17 protein-coding genes are annotated in these 16,554 nt (G+C 34.3%); 5 read left to right on the top strand and 12 right to left on the bottom strand.

The features are described from left to right. Positions 1–89: 89 nt before the first annotated feature. The 4 genes from ACPX19_RS09355 to ACPX19_RS09340 form a co-directional block, all read right to left on the bottom strand. Positions 90–2,312 carry a TonB-dependent receptor domain-containing protein gene (locus ACPX19_RS09355; protein ID WP_426429739.1) on the bottom strand — a complete coding sequence of 741 codons (2,223 nt, stop codon included), beginning with the start codon at positions 2,310–2,312 and terminating at the stop codon, positions 90–92. Between the two features lie 2 nt (positions 2,313–2,314). Further along, positions 2,315–3,589 carry a cell surface protein gene (locus tag ACPX19_RS09350; RefSeq protein WP_426429738.1) on the bottom strand — a complete coding sequence of 425 codons (1,275 nt, stop codon included), beginning with the start codon at positions 3,587–3,589 and terminating at the stop codon, positions 2,315–2,317. Between the two features lie 74 nt (positions 3,590–3,663). Continuing rightward, complete coding sequence (locus tag ACPX19_RS09345; RefSeq protein ID WP_426432448.1) at positions 3,664–4,227, bottom strand: DUF4331 family protein; 564 nt, start codon at positions 4,225–4,227, stop codon at positions 3,664–3,666. Positions 4,228–4,247: 20 nt separating this feature from the next. Further along, positions 4,248–4,904 carry a DUF4331 family protein gene (locus ACPX19_RS09340; RefSeq protein ID WP_426429737.1) on the bottom strand — a complete coding sequence of 219 codons (657 nt, stop codon included), beginning with the start codon at positions 4,902–4,904 and terminating at the stop codon, positions 4,248–4,250. Positions 4,905–5,044: 140 nt separating this feature from the next. On the opposite strand from ACPX19_RS09340, the gene ACPX19_RS09335 reads away from it, so the two are divergent. Continuing rightward, the gene (locus tag ACPX19_RS09335; RefSeq protein ID WP_426429736.1) at positions 5,045–6,223 is read left to right on the top strand and encodes an LETM1-related biofilm-associated protein; all 1,179 of its coding nucleotides are present in this window, start codon (positions 5,045–5,047) and stop codon (positions 6,221–6,223) included. A gap of 4 nt (positions 6,224–6,227) precedes the next feature. On the opposite strand, the gene ACPX19_RS09330 is transcribed toward ACPX19_RS09335, so the two are convergent. The 7 genes from ACPX19_RS09330 to ACPX19_RS09300 form a co-directional block, all read right to left on the bottom strand. Next, positions 6,228–6,983: a LytR/AlgR family response regulator transcription factor gene (locus ACPX19_RS09330; protein ID WP_426429735.1), complete on the bottom strand. Its 756-nt coding sequence runs from the start codon at positions 6,981–6,983 to the stop codon at positions 6,228–6,230. 31 nt (positions 6,984–7,014) lie between these two features. Beyond that, positions 7,015–7,338 (bottom strand): 2TM domain-containing protein, encoded by a 324-nt coding sequence (locus ACPX19_RS09325; protein ID WP_426429734.1) that lies wholly within the window; start codon positions 7,336–7,338, stop codon positions 7,015–7,017. A gap of 20 nt (positions 7,339–7,358) precedes the next feature. Next, positions 7,359–7,703 (bottom strand): 2TM domain-containing protein, encoded by a 345-nt coding sequence (locus ACPX19_RS09320; protein WP_426429733.1) that lies wholly within the window; start codon positions 7,701–7,703, stop codon positions 7,359–7,361. Positions 7,704–7,717: 14 nt separating this feature from the next. Then, positions 7,718–8,023: a 2TM domain-containing protein gene (locus tag ACPX19_RS09315; protein ID WP_426429732.1), complete on the bottom strand. Its 306-nt coding sequence runs from the start codon at positions 8,021–8,023 to the stop codon at positions 7,718–7,720. Positions 8,024–8,035: 12 nt separating this feature from the next. Then, positions 8,036–9,388 carry a histidine kinase gene (locus tag ACPX19_RS09310; RefSeq protein ID WP_426429731.1) on the bottom strand — a complete coding sequence of 451 codons (1,353 nt, stop codon included), beginning with the start codon at positions 9,386–9,388 and terminating at the stop codon, positions 8,036–8,038. Between the two features lie 15 nt (positions 9,389–9,403). Continuing rightward, entirely contained in the window at positions 9,404–10,039 is a 636-nt protein-coding gene (locus ACPX19_RS09305; RefSeq protein ID WP_426429730.1) for a hypothetical protein, read from the bottom strand. A 173-nt stretch (positions 10,040–10,212) separates the two neighbouring features. Next, on the bottom strand, positions 10,213–10,632 hold the full coding sequence (locus ACPX19_RS09300) for a nucleoside-diphosphate kinase (protein ID WP_243471300.1): 420 nt from the start codon (positions 10,630–10,632) through the stop codon (positions 10,213–10,215). Between the two features lie 285 nt (positions 10,633–10,917). Between ACPX19_RS09300 and ACPX19_RS09295 the strand changes: the two genes are divergently transcribed. From ACPX19_RS09295 to ACPX19_RS09285, 3 genes are read left to right on the top strand one after another with little or no spacing between them, the layout of a single operon-like run. Next, complete coding sequence (locus ACPX19_RS09295; RefSeq protein WP_426429729.1) at positions 10,918–11,934, top strand: DHH family phosphoesterase; 1,017 nt, start codon at positions 10,918–10,920, stop codon at positions 11,932–11,934. Then, entirely contained in the window at positions 11,934–12,467 is a 534-nt protein-coding gene (gldI, locus tag ACPX19_RS09290; protein ID WP_426429728.1) for a gliding motility-associated peptidyl-prolyl isomerase GldI, read from the top strand. Before ACPX19_RS09295 ends, gldI begins: the two co-directional genes overlap by 1 nt. After that, positions 12,460–13,620 carry a peptidylprolyl isomerase gene (locus tag ACPX19_RS09285; RefSeq protein ID WP_426429727.1) on the top strand — a complete coding sequence of 387 codons (1,161 nt, stop codon included), beginning with the start codon at positions 12,460–12,462 and terminating at the stop codon, positions 13,618–13,620. Before gldI ends, ACPX19_RS09285 begins: the two co-directional genes overlap by 8 nt. Before the next feature lie 137 nt (positions 13,621–13,757). Here the strand turns inward: ACPX19_RS09285 and ACPX19_RS09280 are convergent, their stop codons facing one another. Continuing rightward, positions 13,758–15,221, bottom strand: coding sequence for an aminoacyl-histidine dipeptidase (locus tag ACPX19_RS09280; RefSeq protein WP_426429726.1), 1,464 nt, complete (start codon positions 15,219–15,221; stop codon positions 13,758–13,760). Between the two features lie 211 nt (positions 15,222–15,432). On the opposite strand from ACPX19_RS09280, the gene ACPX19_RS09275 reads away from it, so the two are divergent. Then, positions 15,433–16,500, top strand: coding sequence for a DUF3810 domain-containing protein (locus ACPX19_RS09275; RefSeq protein WP_426429725.1), 1,068 nt, complete (start codon positions 15,433–15,435; stop codon positions 16,498–16,500). The last annotated feature ends 54 nt before the right edge of the window (positions 16,501–16,554 follow it).

The following is a 16,554-nucleotide window of genomic DNA, read 5'->3' as shown; positions in this document are numbered from 1 at the left end:
CCGATTAACTGTAATCAGCAGTTAATCTTTCTTGCTAGCAACCAATCAACCAACCTTAATTTGCTTCCCCACAAATTAAAGGTTGACCCCTAAAAATTGTATGTTATAATTCCTTTTATAAAAAAAGGGGTTCCTGGTGTCAAATGAATTTCTTCAACTGAATCTACTTCATTTTGTAAGCGAGATTCTGTAGCAAACTGTGTTTCATTCCAGTCTACATCAAATAAGTTTTCTACCATGACACCAAGAGTTATATTTTTCATTCTATAGTTAAGATTAAAATCTGCTACTGTGTAGCCTTCGGCTACAATAGAACTGTCTTCGTTAGCTGGTCTATCATTCAAATATCTAAATCGTAATCCGCCAGAAAATCCATCTAAATTATCTATTGACAAACCACCTGTAAATGTAAAATCTGGCGCTAATGGTATATAATCTTCACCATCTGGCTCATCTATACTTCTCGCATGTGTATACGTTGCATCAGAATCTAAAAACAACCAATCGTTAATCTGATATCTTAATCCTAAATCCAAACCGTAACGTCTTGTTTTACCACTTGGCTCTACAATACCTGCATCACCTACATAAACAAATTCTTGTTCTAAGAATAAATACCATAATGCTGAGTTAACTACCAGTTTTGGAAATGGTTTCCATATAATTCCTAAATCGGCACCATAAGAACGTGGTAAAATGTCTTTGCCATTATTTGCAACAACTACTCTGGCATCATTAGAGTGAAATCCTAGGCCTGATTTTAAATACAATTGTAAATTATCTTTAGCATTGTAATAGAAATTTAACTTAGGGCTAACTATTGTTTTTGTCTCAGATTGCGTTTCATAATTGGTCTGTAAAGCGTCGTTATACATAAACTTGAAATAATCTAAACGTAAAGCAGGTGCTATTCTGAATTTACTGAATTCAAAATCTGCTTTTACAAATGCATCAATATTAGTTTGATTAATATCGCCTAATTGAATATTTTCTAAAGTTGTAGTTCGGTTTAACGTTCTAGACAATTCTACATCATCAACTATATCATGTCGCAAGCCAAAACCTGAAGTTAAATTTAACTCTGTACTTCCCAAAAATGTTGAATAATTTATCGCTGCATTTGCTCCAAAAATCTGTCTGTTTTCTTTCTGCTTTATTTGGTCACCATTTACAGGGTCCTCTAAAAAAAATGTGAAGTTAGAATACAACTCAAAAGCATACTGAGAATAGTAAGTGTTAGCTTTTAATGTTGTATTGTCTGTAATATACTTATCATACGTAACATTTAAATTTGTTCGAGAGGTTTCACCACCTTCAGTATCATCTATAGCTCCAAATCGTGTAATGTTTCCGTTATCAACTTCGCGCTGTGGTATTTGCCCAGAAGCATCCCAACGACTTGTAAAATGTGAAGCCGTAAGTGTTAACTTATCATTTTCTGGGGAGTACATTACATACTTTCCAAATAAGTTAAGACGATTAAAATTTTGAGGCGAATCAAACGGTCCATCTGTTGCTATATATTCCATTGCTATATAGGCATTTTGATTTTTAGTATTTTCTAACAAATCGAATAAGCCTACTGTTCTTAGTGTATTAAACTGACCAAGAGACAACGACACACTGCTTTCATCTATATAATCTTTAGTTTTAAAGTTTACATAACCTGCAGTATTAAAATCTCCTTCAAAAGCATAGTAAGCTCCTTTACCAAAGTCTATTTTATTTACTGTTTCTGGAATTACAAAGTGCAAATCACTATACCCTTGTCCATGTGAATGAGATACCATATTTACAGGTATTCCATCTACTCCTATGGCTACATCTGTACCATGATCCACATCAAATCCTCGAAGAAAAATTTGTTCTGCTTTACCTCCACCAGCATGCTGTCCAATAAATAAGCCTGGTACTTTTCTTAAAACTTCTTGTGAAGAATTTACTGGAGTGACATTAAGATCTAATCTCGCAATTGTGCTTACTGGGTTAAGCTCTTCACGGATAACCATCTCATCCAATTGAAATACTTTTTCTTCTAGAATGATACTTAAATCATTTGTACTTGTTACTTGCACTATTGTTGTCTTATAACCCAAGAGTCCCACTTTTAATGAGTCACCTATCTTGGTTTCATTAATAAAAAACACACCATTTTCAGAAGTATGTGCATGAGATTCAGAATTTAAGTTATACAAATAAGCCGCTTCAAGTGGTTGATTAAGTTCATTTAATACTATCCCCTTTACATTCTGTGCTTGTATACCAAATACAAAGAGACTTAAAAAAATGAGTAATAATGTTAACTTTTTCATGCCTATAATTGATTGATTTTTGATTTCATTGTAGGTCCAAGTTCAAAGAGACTGGCGACCAACTCATTTTTTAATTCTAAAACTTGATCTGTTTTGCCCATTGCTTTATATATCTCTGCAATATGGTACAAAACGGCTGGCTCAAAAGTCTGTCCTTCTACATACTTTTCTATTATCGCATTTGCCTTTTCTACATCTCCTTTTTTAAAATAACTCCAAGCTAATAAATCGTAAGATTGTGGTGTAGGTCTGTTTTTCACCTCAAGCTTTGCTATTTCTATGGCTCTTTCTGGCAGTAACATCTCATCAGTGTACACTACAACATTATAAGCATTATACATATCACCGTAATTTTTATTACGCACCATATCATTATAGTTTGTTATTGTACTATTTTTCGTTGCTTCATCTTGATTAAAATCAGCAATTTCAGCCTTAAATAATTCGTAATCTGGAGCAGAGTAATAAGTAACTATTGAGTCTATAATTTTTTGCGCTACATTAGGGTTCTTTTCATAAGAAAAAGCAATCCATGCAATTCCTTTTTTTGCATAAGCATCAGTAGAGTCTAACGCTAAAGCTTTTAAGTAAAGATTATAAGATTTTTCTATTTCTCCTGCGTGGCCATAAAAATCTGCAAGATTTGTATAAGACCATTGCTTAAGACCTTTTAGATTTGAGGACTCTGCTATTGCTTTTGCCTTTTCCATTTGAGCAATAGCTCCCTCTAAATTTCCTTTATGGTCTTCCCATTTTGCTGAACGAATTAAGTAATCAAAATCTGAAGTGTTTTTAAAGCTTTTTAAATAAGATTCAGCAGTTAGGTAGTTTCCCAACTCTAGGTGAACATCAAAAAGCATTTTTTTTGTGCCATTTAGTTTATCTCCGTTTTCTTCTGCTTGTTTCAGTAATTGCAGTGCTTCTTTAAATCGGTGCTGAGAAATATAATTTGAGGCTAAACTTTTTAAGTATGATGTGGTTTTTCCTTTGGTAATTTCAACTGCTTGCTTTAAATCTTCTTCTGCTTTTATCAGATAATCTATATCTCCTGTAGCATCAAAAACTGAGGTGTATGCTGCTGCTCGTTTTACTAAATATGGAAATTGATTTGGATCTTCGTTTAGTTTATCAGTCCATTGTTGTGCGTTTGCCACAAGTGCAGATTTATCTGCTTTTTCTGAAAGATATTCTGAATAGTCTTTACTATTGGTTACCGTATCTTTACAGCTAAACATCAATAATACGGTTATGAAGGGAAGGTATTTTCTGAGTATCATGGTTTGTGGGTTTTTGTTGTTAAAATATTCCTGAAGTAGTTCATTTATCTACTTCAGGAATTGGGTTCAGTATCTTACCAAGGTGAAGCTAGGTAAGGAAAAGACGTTAAAAACGCTTTGTCATTAGCATCTACATTATCGTTGGATAAACCTGGATTTTCAGAGAAGTCTTCACCACCAAAGATTAATAATAACTCAACAGTTATAACATCATCGGCTAAAGCTCTACCTGTTAATACATTTGTGCCATCAAAAAACGTAGTTGTTCCATCTAAAGAAACATTAAGCACGTCTGTTGCTAATAAGCCCGTAAATGTTGCCGAGTCTAAACCTAATGCATTTGTATCTCCTGGATTTGCATAAGCTGGACTCAAGGCTTCTAAGTTATTCTGAAACATGGCCTGGAAAGCAGCACTTTGGTTTGAGGGCACAGTAGTATTAAATGCGTCTTTCATACCAGTAGAAACAAAAACCGTATTTACAGCTGGTCTTCCCATTTGGTCTTGTTGTGCATAGGTGCCTGAAAAGTTAGGACCCATAGGCTGAGAGCCTGTATCATCATCATTACTACAATTAAATGCCACTAAAGACATTAGCATTGCAATAGCATAATAAAGTTTTATATTATTTATTTTCATCATTAAAATTTTTATGTTTGTTATTGTCTTCTTTTAGATTCTACCCAAGTATTGATTGTTCCAGAACCACCAATCATAGATTTTGGAACCTCAACAACAACAGAAAGCACATTAGAACCTGCAAACGTGTCTGCACCTGGATTGTTAAAACTTGTTGCATTACCAGCTATAATTTGGCTGTACTGTGCAAAATCCATGAAAAATGGATCGTCTCTTGGGCCAGCAAAAGCCATCATTCCACCAGAACTTTCCACGATTGCAGATTGCCCGTAAGGTGTAATATCTACGGAAAGTTGATTGGCTTCATTACTTGCAATTGTACTATTTAGACCTGTTTGAGAAGGTGCAGTTGGTCCAAAAACATACATTTTACCATCTCTAGGAATGGCCTGAATAACCAAATCCTCCACATTGTCTCCCGTATTATCAATATTAAATTCAATTAATACGTTTTCATCAAAAGCTGCGTTTTGCGTATCGCTACCAGAACCTAAAAGTCCTTGGACATTTGCAACAAATGCAATGTTTGATGTGTTCTCGCCCTGAAAGGCATAAAAATCTGTGATATCACTTGTACCACCTTGTACAGCAGGAGCATCTATATGATCTGCTGCAACAGCAACCAATGTAGTAATACCTACAATTGCTGCTGCCATTAAAAATTTTGTGTTTTTCATAATTTGAGATTTTGTTAATTATTGTGTCTCTGTTCTACCTACGAAAAAATGAGAGAAGCGGTTTTATATTTTTTCAAAAAAATTTAAATGTGATAGTTTTTTGGAGATAAAAAGTATCTTTATATCATAATTGCAATGCCATGAATCCATCAGCAAAGGGCTGGATAAAAAAACTACTAAAAGACCTATCAGATAACAATCTGGCTGATATAGACACCTTAGATTTTTATGATAAGCTGAGACAAACAGGTTTTATTTATGGCAGCAATATTTCCACCTTATCCTTTGTAAATCAATCTTATGATTTCACAGAAGAAGAACGTAGTAAGATAAATCTACTTCTGTGTTTTTACCATATTCATTTAAGTGAAGGTCATACCAACGATACTTTTATAGATAAGCTTGTTTCTTATTATAAAACTGTAGGTGAAAATGAACGTTCTTTTTTCGAAGAACTTTTTGGTGAATCTTCTGGCGATAAACTGTTGGAAAAGATGATTCATAAGCGCATTCACATAGATGATAATTTCATTTCTAAAAGTTTCAACTACTTCTTAGTTAATGCCTTACTTTTTATTGATGTCTTAGGTTATATTCAGTTTTTAAATGGTAAAAAAGACATTGAAAATTATGTAAACAATTTAGAATCTGCTTTAGAGTCTGTAGTTATTTCTGTTATGGAAACCAAGCCTAACAAATCTGACTATGACGAAAATTTGATGAAGCTTTTTGAAAGCTCTATGCGTCAAAAGGATACAGATATTAATACATATGAAGATGTTATCAAGCTCATAAATCATCCTTTAGAAAAGCAATATCTAGTAGATTTAGTTTGTATGGCTTCTTGGAGTGATAAAGTCATTGATAAAGCTGAGCAGAATTTTCTAAATAAAATGAAAAATAACCTCAACTTAGAACAGGAGGTCATTGACAAATCTATTGAATCTATAAACACATTTTATGATCAGCACAAGGAAGAAGTTGCTTTTTTAAGTTCTAAAAACCTAGCTCAAAGTTTTTATGATAATAGTAGTAAATTGGTATCTAAACTTGTAAATCGCAATAAAAAACGCCTTTTAAAAGAGTTGTCTGAAAGTAAAGAAGCCATGAAATTACTAACTGCTTCAACATACAGAACACTTGATGATGATGAACAAAAAAAAATTCAGCAACAACTATTGGATATTTTTAAGTCCATACCTAGTTTAGCTATTTTTATGTTGCCAGGCGGTGCAATTTTGCTTCCACTTTTCGTAAAGATTATTCCAAAACTATTGCCTTCTGCTTTTGATGACAATAGAATTGAAGACGAAGACTAACCGACTACTCTAACCAATCTTTAAAATCTTTTACTCGCTCTCTAGCCACAATAATGTCTTGTTCATTAAAGTGGTTTAACTTAATCTGCAATCTAGAATTGGTATAGCTTATAATATCTTTTATTGCATTGATATTTACATAAAATTTTCTACTCACTCTAAAAAATACATGTGGCTCTAACTCATCTTCAAGTTGATCTAAAGTTAAGTCTAAAAGATAATTTCTACCCTCATTTGTGTATGCATAAGTCCCTTTATTTTCGCTGTATATACATTCTATATCTTCAATATTTATAAGCTTTAAATGTTGACCAACTTTTACCGAAAAGCGCTTTTTATACTCACGCTCTATTGGATTTACTAACAACTTTTTAATATCGTTAAAATCTAATGTGACAGATTGCTTTTGGGGTGTTCTACCTTTAAATTTATTTACCGCAATTCTTAAATCGTCATCATCAATTGGTTTTAAAAGATAGTCTATACTATTGAGTTTAAAGGCCTGAAGTGCATACTCATCATAAGCTGTTGTAAAGATGACTGCCGATTTAATTTCCATAGCCTCAAAGATTTCAAAAGATAAGCCATCACTCAACTGAATATCTAAAAAAATTAGATCTGGATGCTCATTTTTTTGAAACCATTCTAAGGATTCTTCAACCGAATGCAGCATGGTTTCTGCTTCTAAATCTAAAGATTTTAGCATACGTTGCAATCGTCTTGCTGATGGTTTTTCGTCTTCTATAATGATTACGTTCATTTTGTTTAGTTATATTTTTTGTTGGTTAGTTTTATTCCCACATTTTGGTTTCTTCAACGTGGTCTTTCTCTAAATAGGACGCTATCTTCTTATCTTCCCAGCTTTTTTTAAAGACTTTTCGTTCTTTAAAAACCTTCAAAGCATGCCATAGAATAGCAACTGTCCATAATACTAAAACTGAAAGATTAAGACTAATTATATTATTCTTGTATTCCCCTTCAACAATATAGAGATTGTATAATAACAGCGCCAATACTACAAGGTATCCTGCAAAGTGAATGTAAAACAGTTTTAACTGCCTTACGTGCTTTTTCGCTTTAAGTAATTTTTGCTCTTCAGTATTGTGAGATTCCATGAATTTCTATCAATTAGTAACTACTCCCAATTACTTTCTTCCTTATCCATAAATTCTTTAAGCTTACGCTTTTCCCAATCTCTCCCAAAAAAGAAATCTGGTCCAAATACTCCTATAAAATGAAACACTAATCCGATGCCCCAAAAAACTGCTGTAGCATAGGGACCAAAACCTCTGAATCCTTGCTCTGAGTTAATTCCTATCAACAATATCAAAAACACGTTGACAACAATATAGACTGCTAAATGCCAATAAAATCCTATTAAAGCATCTACCTTTTTCTTAGCTCTTAGGTATGCCTCTTCTTTTCTAAAATCTGAAACCTCTTCTTTATCTTTATAAGGTTCTAAACTATATTTTTCCATTTCTTTAAATTTTTTTAATGTGAATCGTTAGACAATTCTCTTTTCATATATTCTTCAATCTTACGTTCTTCCCATTTAGCACCAAACTTAAATGATAAGAAATGTAGAATTAAAAACACTCCCCAAACAGTCCAGGAGCTTAAAACGTTAATGGTTAAAAACGCATCAACAAAGCTGTCCCAACTATTAAAATCTCCCCAAACTTTGACAACTGTAAGTGCTGTATTTACTAAAAAGTATATGATAAGGTGTGTGTAAAACCCTTTCTCTTTTTCAACGCGGCGCTTAGCCTTTATATAATTTAAATTCTGATTTTCCATAACTTCTAATTTTTAATTCCAACGATTTTTTTCATCCTCCTCACGCATGTATTCTTCAATTTTGCGTTGTTCCCACTTAGCACCAAATGCACCATCATCTACATAAACTCTATAGGCTTGAAGTACGTTACTTAATCCCCAAAATACTAATGGAAACCAAAACCATTGAATTGTATGTGGGGTATATCTATACCAGATAAATATTAAAAATGGTATTACAATTATATAAGAAATTAAACTGTAGTAGAAACCCTTAAGCTCATCTACTCGCTTGCGAGCTCTAACGTAATCGTCGTTAAGACGCTCTTTTGATTTTTGTGCTGTTCTCATGATTGATACTTGTTTTGTGAGCATCGGAATTGCAACCGCAAAATCCTTCTCTCTTTGATTGATGTATACTTTTCTCTCCGTAAGAAGCTGGTAACGTTGTTTTATGTTTTCTAAACCAACTCCACTACTCTTCTTTACAATTTGCTTTGGTTGAAGATTATTCATCACGACTAAGTGATTTCCATCTTCGTATATTTTGATGTGTAATGGCTTACTCGAGGTTACCATATTGTGCTTTACAGCATTTTCCAATAATAGTTGCAGCGACAAAGGCACTACTTTACTTTCAGGGTTTGAAGCCTTATCTGGTATTTCAAAAATGATGCTGTCTTCAAATCGCATCTTTAATAAAGACATATAGGTTCTTGCGAAATCCAATTCCTCATCAACCGTTACCAACTCTTTATTTTTCTGCTCTAGAACGTAGCGATACACTTTAGATAACGCTGTTGTAAACTTCTGCGCGCTATCCGGATTTTCTTCAATTAAACTAGTTAACACATTAAGACTGTTAAACAGAAAATGTGGATCTAATTGATTTTTTAAAGCATCGAATCTGGCACTGGCAGCACCTGCAATAACCTTTTGCTCTTTTATTTTATTCTTCTGGTAACGGTTATAGAAGTATATGATATAAAACACTGTCACAATAGAAAGTGTAATCCACAACCCAAACGAATAACCGTACCATGTTTCGGTTTCCAGAAAGTGATCTAACGAATCACCAAAAATCACCACCTCAACTAACACCCTAAGAACAAAAATGGTTATCAACGTTACTACTGTACTACTCAATATCCCAAATACAAAGCGTTTGATACTATCGTAGGTTTTATAGCTACGTTTCTTTAGATATTCAAAAACTAGAGTGTTTACATAGCTAATTACAAAAGTATAGAGTTGATATATGCCAAAGTAGATTAAAAACTGATTAACATTTTTAAAATCGAATCCAGTGGTCATGTAAGATCCGATAACGAAAACTACACATCCTATAAGGAAAGTGGTTAAAATATTTTTAATTGACGTTGACATAAATATTAAAATAATTTACTCTTTACACTCAGCTAATACTTGCTCTGCACGCTCTTTCCCCCAATTAGGATGAAAATCGCTCTCTGGCTTAAAGGTATCAAAAAGTTCTAAAGATGCTTCAATATCTTTACAGAACGGAGCTGTATCCTGTCCAAAATATTTGGCGCTTCCCATACTCCAATCGGCTTTACAAAATGCTGCTCTCGGGTTAGTTGGCTCTAATTTCACCGCTTTGGCATACAATTCGGCAACCTTGCCAGCATACTTCATACCATAAGTAGCACCATCGTAAGCCACCCAATTGGTATATACCTGAGCTTGCATTACCAAAAGTTCAGCATTATCTTCACTCTTGGTCATTGCAATATCCAAATGCTCTTGTGCTTTGTCTAACTGTGCTTTTAACACGGTTTCTTCCTTTTCATTCCAGCTTTTTAAACTGTTCATTTGTGCTATGTAGTAGTTGGGTAGCCATTCGTTTTCTTCAGCCTTAGCAATGCGTTCAAACATATTTTCGGCTTCATCCCATTTGCCTTCTTCCCAAAGTTTAAAAGCTTTGGTCATTCCTTTTTCAAAATTGGTTTGTGCTTTAAGCTGATTACTGGTTATTGTCAAAACCAATATAACTGCAATTTTTACTAGTGTGTTCATAATAACTTTGATTGATTTTTAAGATTATGGTACAAATATCCTTTGAAACACTAGCTTTTAAAAAGATGATTTACCGAATTGTATTTTTTGAATGATGAATTGTAAATTTAGAATAACAAAAAAGACCATCCTCACAGATGGTCTTTTCAATATGATATAAAGTGTTTATGTTCTTAGAACATCTCTCTACCAGCAAAGTGAAATGCACCTTCAATAGCAGCGTTGTCATCACTATCACTACCATGTACAGCGTTTTCACCAATAGAAGCTGCATATAACTTACGGATAGTACCTTCTGCAGCATCCGCAGGATTTGTAGCACCAATTAAAGTTCTAAAATCTTCAACAGCGTTATCTTTTTCTAATATTGCTGCAACGATTGGGCCACGTGTCATATACTCAACTAATTCACCAAAGAATGGACGCTCTTTGTGGATACCATAAAATTCCTCAGCATCTGCCTTAGTCATTTGAGTTAACTTCATTGCTACGATTCTAAATCCTGAAGCCGTAATTTTTTCTAATATTGCGCCAATGTGTCCTTTTTCAACAGCATCTGGCTTTAACATTGTAAATGTTCTGTTAGTTGCCATTTGTAATTTTTTAATTGGGTGCAAAAGTAATGTATTTCTTTAATTTATCAAGCGCCTCAATTATTAAATTAATGTTACCACACGCTGTCACACTGAGCATTGGTTGAAAAAGAAGTATATTTCTTTGAAAGCACCTTGCAGAGCAAGTCGAAGTGTAATTAAAACAAATAGCTAATTAGGTTTAGACTGCGCTCAGCCTGACACCAAAATCAAAGAAAATAAAGGAATCTTAATTTCATATTAAAAACGTTTTCAAAAACACTAAAAATTGTAAATTCGCTTCCTATGATTAAAACACAAATTCCAGAAATAAAAACACTACTTAGCACACCACGAGACATTGTGATTGTGCCACATAAAAACCCAGATGGTGATGCCATAGGTTCTACTTTAGCTTTATACCACTATTTAAAAACTTACAATCACCAAGTAACCGTTATTGCACCAAACGATTACCCAGATTTTTTAAAGTGGTTACCAGGAAATGATTCTGTTTTAATCTTTGAGTCCAATCAAGATCAAAGCGAAGCGTTAATCAACAAAGCCCAGCTTATTTTTACCCTAGACTTTAATGCCTTGCATCGTACTGGTGATATGGAAACACCATTAGAACAGTCGTCTGCAACTAAAATAATGATAGACCATCATCAGCAACCCGATGATTATGCTAAGTTTACTTACTCTGATGTGAGTATGTCTTCTACATGTGAAATGGTTTATAATTTCATTGAAATGCTAGGCGACTTGGACAAAATAGATAGCGCTATTGCAACCTGTTTGTACACAGGCATTATGACAGATACTGGCTCGTTTCGTTTTCCATCAACCACAAGCAGAACGCACCAAGTGGTTGGAGACTTAATGAAAAGAGGTGCTAAAAATTCAGACATTCATAACAATGTATATGACACTAACAGTTACGGTCGTTTGCAACTTTTAGGTAGAGCGCTTCAAAACCTAAAGGTGATACCAGAATTGCGTACAGCATACATCACCCTATCGCAAACTGAGTTGGATGAATTCAACTTTAAAAAAGGAGATACCGAAGGTTTTGTTAATTATGGTCTATCATTAGAGGACATCATCTTTGCAGCTATTTTTATAGAAAATCAGCAAGAAGGTATTGTAAAAGTATCGCTTCGAAGCAAAGGAACATTTTCTGTAAATGAATTTTCGAGAGCGCATTTTAATGGTGGTGGTCACACAAATGCTGCTGGTGGACGCAGTGAAGACAGCTTAGAAGCTACCATTGAAAAATTTGTTAGTATATTACCGCAATATAAAAATGAATTGTCCCAGTAATGAAACACCTACTCTACATACTAATTGCGACTTTTCTTTTGGTGAGTTGTAAATCGCCCGAAGCCAGAATGCCAGAAACGGTACAGTCTGGTTCGTTCCTTAAAGAATCAGCAGAACGCAACAAAAAGCTAAACGAAAAAGAACAAGAGCTTATTCAAAATATTATAAAGAATAATCCAGATAAAGATTATATCGCCTCAGAAAGTGGTTTTTGGTACTACTATAATATCAAAGCCGAAAACGATACCATTCAACCAGATTTTGGTGACATCATAAATTTTGAATATAACGTGTCTGACCTCAGCGGAAATGAGATTTACGCCACTGCAGAAAGAACTTACGTTATGGATAAGCAAGAGCTATTCACTGGTTTGCGTGAAGGTTTAAAACTAATGACACCAGGCGATAACATTACATTTATTTTTCCGTCACAAAAAGCCTATGGCTATTATGGTGATGAAAACAGAATAGGAACAAATATTCCTTTAATTTGTGAAGTAACTTTAAACACTATAACCCAAGAAAATGATTAAAAAAGCACTTACAACCTTAATTATATTAGTTGTATTGGCAAATATCTCTTGCCAAGAGAAGTATCCAGATTTAGAAGATGGACTTTATGCAGAATTCGTTACCAACAAAGGCACCATGCTTGCTAAATTATATTATGATAAAGTACCTGTAACCGTAGCTAATTTTGTGGCTTTGTCAGAAGGCAATCACCCAATGGTAAAAGAAGAATACAAAGGAAAGCGCTACTATGATGGTATTACATTTCATCGTGTCGTAAACAACTTTATGATACAAGGAGGCGACCCAACAGCATCAGGCACGGGAGATCCTGGCTATAAATTCCCAGATGAGTTTCATCCAGATCTAAAGCACGATAAGCCTGGAGTTTTATCTATGGCTAATCCAGGTAAAGATGCTAATGGAAGTCAATTCTTTATCATGGAAAAAGAATGGCCAAGTTTAGACAACAGACATGCTGTTTTCGGACAGGTTATTAAGGGAATGGACGTACATGATTCTATTTCAAATGTTAAAGTAATAGATCCTGCCAGAAGAAACCATAAGCCTGTTGAAGATGTTGTGATTACACAACTCAATATTATCAGAAAAGGTAAAGACGCTAAATTCTTTGATGCTCCTAAAGTATTTGAAGAAGAGATGCCTAAGATTATAGAGAAAAGAGAACAACAAGAAGCAGAAGCTAAGAAAAAAGCAGAAGAATTGACCAAAAAGGCTAAAGAAGATTGGCTAAAGAAAAATGAATCGCTAGAAGGTCGTCGTATCGACTCTCCAACTGGGATGGCTATGATTTTTACACATGAGAGCGATGATGTACAACCAAAATCGACCGATCGTGTAAAGATAGACTGCGCAGGTTATTTTGAAAATGGAGAGTTATTCTGGACTACTTGGGAAGAAGTAGCTAAGAAAAATGGCAAGTTAGATGAAAGACAAGCAAAAGCAGGACAATATGTACCATTTACTATGCCTTATAATGAAACAGCTAGTTTAGTTGCAGGTTTCAGAGAAGCGATGTTAAATATGAAAGTAGGTGACAAAGCCAGAGTATTTATTCCTTATTATTTAGGTTACGGAGATACTGGACGCGCACCTCTTATTCCGCCAAAAACTAACTTAGTTTTTGATATAGAAATTGCAGGTATTGCTGAATAAGTAAACAACTTAATAACAATAAAAAAGGCAACTGGTCACTGAGCGTAGTCGAAGTGCAGCTGCCTTTTGTTTTTATAAAAGTGATCAGATGCTGAGAAACAATCCAGAAAACTTATGGGACAGCATGACAAATACAATTAAGCTTTCTTCGGGATGTTTTTTAAAATCTCTAAAACATACTCCCAATATTTCTGAGTTGATGAAATCTGAGCACGTTCATCTGGTGAGTGTGCTCCTTTAATGTTTGGTCCAAAACTAATCATATCCATATCTGGATAGTTTTGCCCTAAAATCCCACACTCTAAACCTGCATGGCAAGCTGCAACATGAGGTTTCTCTCCATTATTAAGACGTTCGTAAATTGGCACCATTACTTTTAAAATAGCAGAATCCATATTTGGTGTCCAACCAGGATAACTTCCTGAGAATTCAACCTCACAACCAGCCAGTTCAAACGTAGATTTTAAAGCATTAGCCAAATCCATTTTAGAAGACTCTACAGAACTACGTGTTAAGCATCCTACCTTAATGCGTCCATCTTTTACTATTACTCTGGCAATATTGTTTGAAGTTTCTACCAAGTCCTTGATATCTGCACTCATCCTATACACACCATTATGTGCTGCATATAATGCTTTTACTAATTGCCCTTGCGCTTCAAATGGCATTACATTTTCTGGTAAATTAGTTTCTGTGAAGACCATTTTTAAATCTGGCTCCATGGTTTTGTATTCCTTCTTAATCGTTTCAGACAAGGCTTTTAAAACATTTAATAATATATCCTCTTTATCTGATTTTAAGACTACATAAGCCACACTCTCTCTTGGAATAGCATTTCGTAAACTACCACCATCAATCTCTGCAACTTTAATATCCTCAACAACGGCATAAAGTAAGCGATTCATTATTTTATTAGAATTGCCCAAACCTTCATGAATCTGCATTCCAGAATGACCACCTTGCAAACCTTTCACTTCGATTTTATAAGCTTTGTAACCGTCTTTAGAAACTGGTTGTTCATTATATGAACCTGTTGCTGTGACATCTACTCCACCTGCACAGCCTACACCAATTTCGTCGTCTTCTTCGGTGTCTAAATTCAAAAGAATTTCACCTTTTAGTAATCCACCTTTGAGTCCCATAGCTCCTGTCATACCTGTTTCTTCATCAATAGTAAACAAGGCTTCTAAAGCAGGATGCGCTATACTATCACTTTCTAAAATGGCCATAATCGTCGCCACACCAAGACCATTATCTGCACCAAGTGTTGTCCCCTTTGCCTTTACCCAATCTCCATCCACATACATGTCAATACCTTGTGTATCAAAGTCGAACACCGTATCGTTATTTTTTTGGTGTACCATATCTAAATGCGATTGTATTACAATAGGTTTTCGGTCTTCCATGCCTGCAGTTGCTGGTTTTCTGATAATGACATTACCTACTTCATCCTCTATGGTTTCTAAACCTAAACTTTCACCAAAATCTTTCATGAATTTTATAACACGCTCTTCCTTTTTTGAAGGACGTGGTACAGCGTTTAAATCTGCAAATTTGTTCCAAAGTGCCTTTGGTTCAAGGCTTCTTATATCTTGACTCATATTACTTACCCACGGAAGTGGGTATCTTTTAAAATTAATACTTGATTTTTCGATTACAAAAGTACAAAAATGATAACGGAATTATTGTTAAACGACTCTTACGTTTGCGGACTCAGTTTATTAAAAAAAGGATGGAAGTTACCTATTAATCTTAAATAAATATAGATTCCGCATCAAGTGCGGAATGACAAGTTTTTCTTACTTTTGATTCATGCTGAAAAACAAAAAACTCATCATTGCACTTTTCTTGATTGTTCAGATTGTTGCTATTCAAATCTTAAAGCAATTCCCTGAGTTTGTTGAGCGATTTTACAGCAATGGCATTTATGTTTTTATTTCTAGATTGATGCGTTATGCCTTTGGTTGGGCACCATTTTCAGTTGGTGATGTACTTTACACTTTAGCCAGTATTTATGTAATCCGTTGGGTAATTGTTAACAGAAAGCGCATATATAAGGATACCGTAAAATGGTTGTTGGACATTTTAGCAACATTGTCCTTAGCCTATTTTGCATTTCACATATTGTGGGCATTTAACTACTACAGACTTCCACTATACAAATCGTTAGATCTTGAAGCCGAATACACCACAGAGCAGTTAGTTAATTTCACAAAGCGATTAATTGAAAAATCAAATGAAATACATAATCAATTAGCCATAAATGATTCTGCAAAAGTGGACATGCCTTTTACCAAATCTGAGGTTTTTGATATGGTAAAAGACAGTTACAAGACTTTATCCGAAAAATACCCACATCTCGAATATCATCCTGTAAGTATCAAAAAGTCTATTTACAGCCTTCCTTTAACTTATATGGGATTTTCAGGATACTTGAATCCTTTTAGCAATGAAGGGCAAGTTGATGGATTAATACCGACCTATAAATTTCCAACAACATCATGCCACGAGGTTGCGCACCAATTAGGTTATGCAGCTGAAAACGAAGCTAATTTTATTGGCTGCTTAGCCGCAATTCACAACAAGGATTTACATTTTAAATACTCAGGTTACACCTTTGGACTACGCTATTGTTTGGTAGAAATCTTTAAACGCGATAAAGAGTTGTATTACGAGATTCTTGCAACAGTTAACAAAGGTATTTTAATGAATTACCAAGAAGTTCAGGACTTCTGGAAATCTTACGAAAACCCAATTGAACCTGTTTTTGAAAAAACCTTTGATAATTTTCTTAAGGCAAACAATCAAGCAGATGGTATGAAAAGTTACAGTTATGTTGTGGCACTTTTAGTAAACTACTTTGAAAATCGATCACTTTAAACGTTAAAAAATCTTAATTCAATTTTTCAATAGCCATTAATCGCTATCTTTAGA

Source organism: Winogradskyella sp. HB-48 (assembly GCF_049942685.1).
Lineage (GTDB): Bacteria > Bacteroidota > Bacteroidia > Flavobacteriales > Flavobacteriaceae > Winogradskyella.
This window is presented reverse-complemented; position numbering and strand designations above follow the sequence as displayed.

Bases quoted from the DNA above. Each gene is read 5' to 3' on its own strand.
- ACPX19_RS09335 (WP_426429736.1), top strand. From the start codon at position 5,045: ATGAATCCATCAGCAAAGGGCTGGATAAAAAAACTACTAAAAGACCTA.
- ACPX19_RS09355 (WP_426429739.1), bottom strand. From the start codon at position 2,312: ATGAAAAAGTTAACATTATTACTCATTTTTTTAAGTCTCTTTGTATTT.
- ACPX19_RS09345 (WP_426432448.1), bottom strand. From the start codon at position 4,227: ATGAAAATAAATAATATAAAACTTTATTATGCTATTGCAATGCTAATG.
- gldI (WP_426429728.1), top strand. From the start codon at position 11,934: ATGAAACACCTACTCTACATACTAATTGCGACTTTTCTTTTGGTGAGT.
- ACPX19_RS09300 (WP_243471300.1), bottom strand. From the start codon at position 10,632: ATGGCAACTAACAGAACATTTACAATGTTAAAGCCAGATGCTGTTGAA.
- ACPX19_RS09280 (WP_426429726.1), bottom strand. From the start codon at position 15,221: ATGAGTCAAGATATAAGAAGCCTTGAACCAAAGGCACTTTGGAACAAA.
- ACPX19_RS09295 (WP_426429729.1), top strand. From the start codon at position 10,918: ATGATTAAAACACAAATTCCAGAAATAAAAACACTACTTAGCACACCA.
- ACPX19_RS09320 (WP_426429733.1), bottom strand. From the start codon at position 7,703: ATGGAAAAATATAGTTTAGAACCTTATAAAGATAAAGAAGAGGTTTCA.
- ACPX19_RS09285 (WP_426429727.1), top strand. From the start codon at position 12,460: ATGATTAAAAAAGCACTTACAACCTTAATTATATTAGTTGTATTGGCA.
- ACPX19_RS09325 (WP_426429734.1), bottom strand. From the start codon at position 7,338: ATGGAATCTCACAATACTGAAGAGCAAAAATTACTTAAAGCGAAAAAG.
- ACPX19_RS09350 (WP_426429738.1), bottom strand. From the start codon at position 3,589: ATGATACTCAGAAAATACCTTCCCTTCATAACCGTATTATTGATGTTT.
- ACPX19_RS09315 (WP_426429732.1), bottom strand. From the start codon at position 8,023: ATGGAAAATCAGAATTTAAATTATATAAAGGCTAAGCGCCGCGTTGAA.
- ACPX19_RS09330 (WP_426429735.1), bottom strand. From the start codon at position 6,983: ATGAACGTAATCATTATAGAAGACGAAAAACCATCAGCAAGACGATTG.
- ACPX19_RS09275 (WP_426429725.1), top strand. From the start codon at position 15,433: ATGCTGAAAAACAAAAAACTCATCATTGCACTTTTCTTGATTGTTCAG.
- ACPX19_RS09310 (WP_426429731.1), bottom strand. From the start codon at position 9,388: ATGTCAACGTCAATTAAAAATATTTTAACCACTTTCCTTATAGGATGT.
- ACPX19_RS09340 (WP_426429737.1), bottom strand. From the start codon at position 4,904: ATGAAAAACACAAAATTTTTAATGGCAGCAGCAATTGTAGGTATTACT.
- ACPX19_RS09305 (WP_426429730.1), bottom strand. From the start codon at position 10,039: ATGAACACACTAGTAAAAATTGCAGTTATATTGGTTTTGACAATAACC.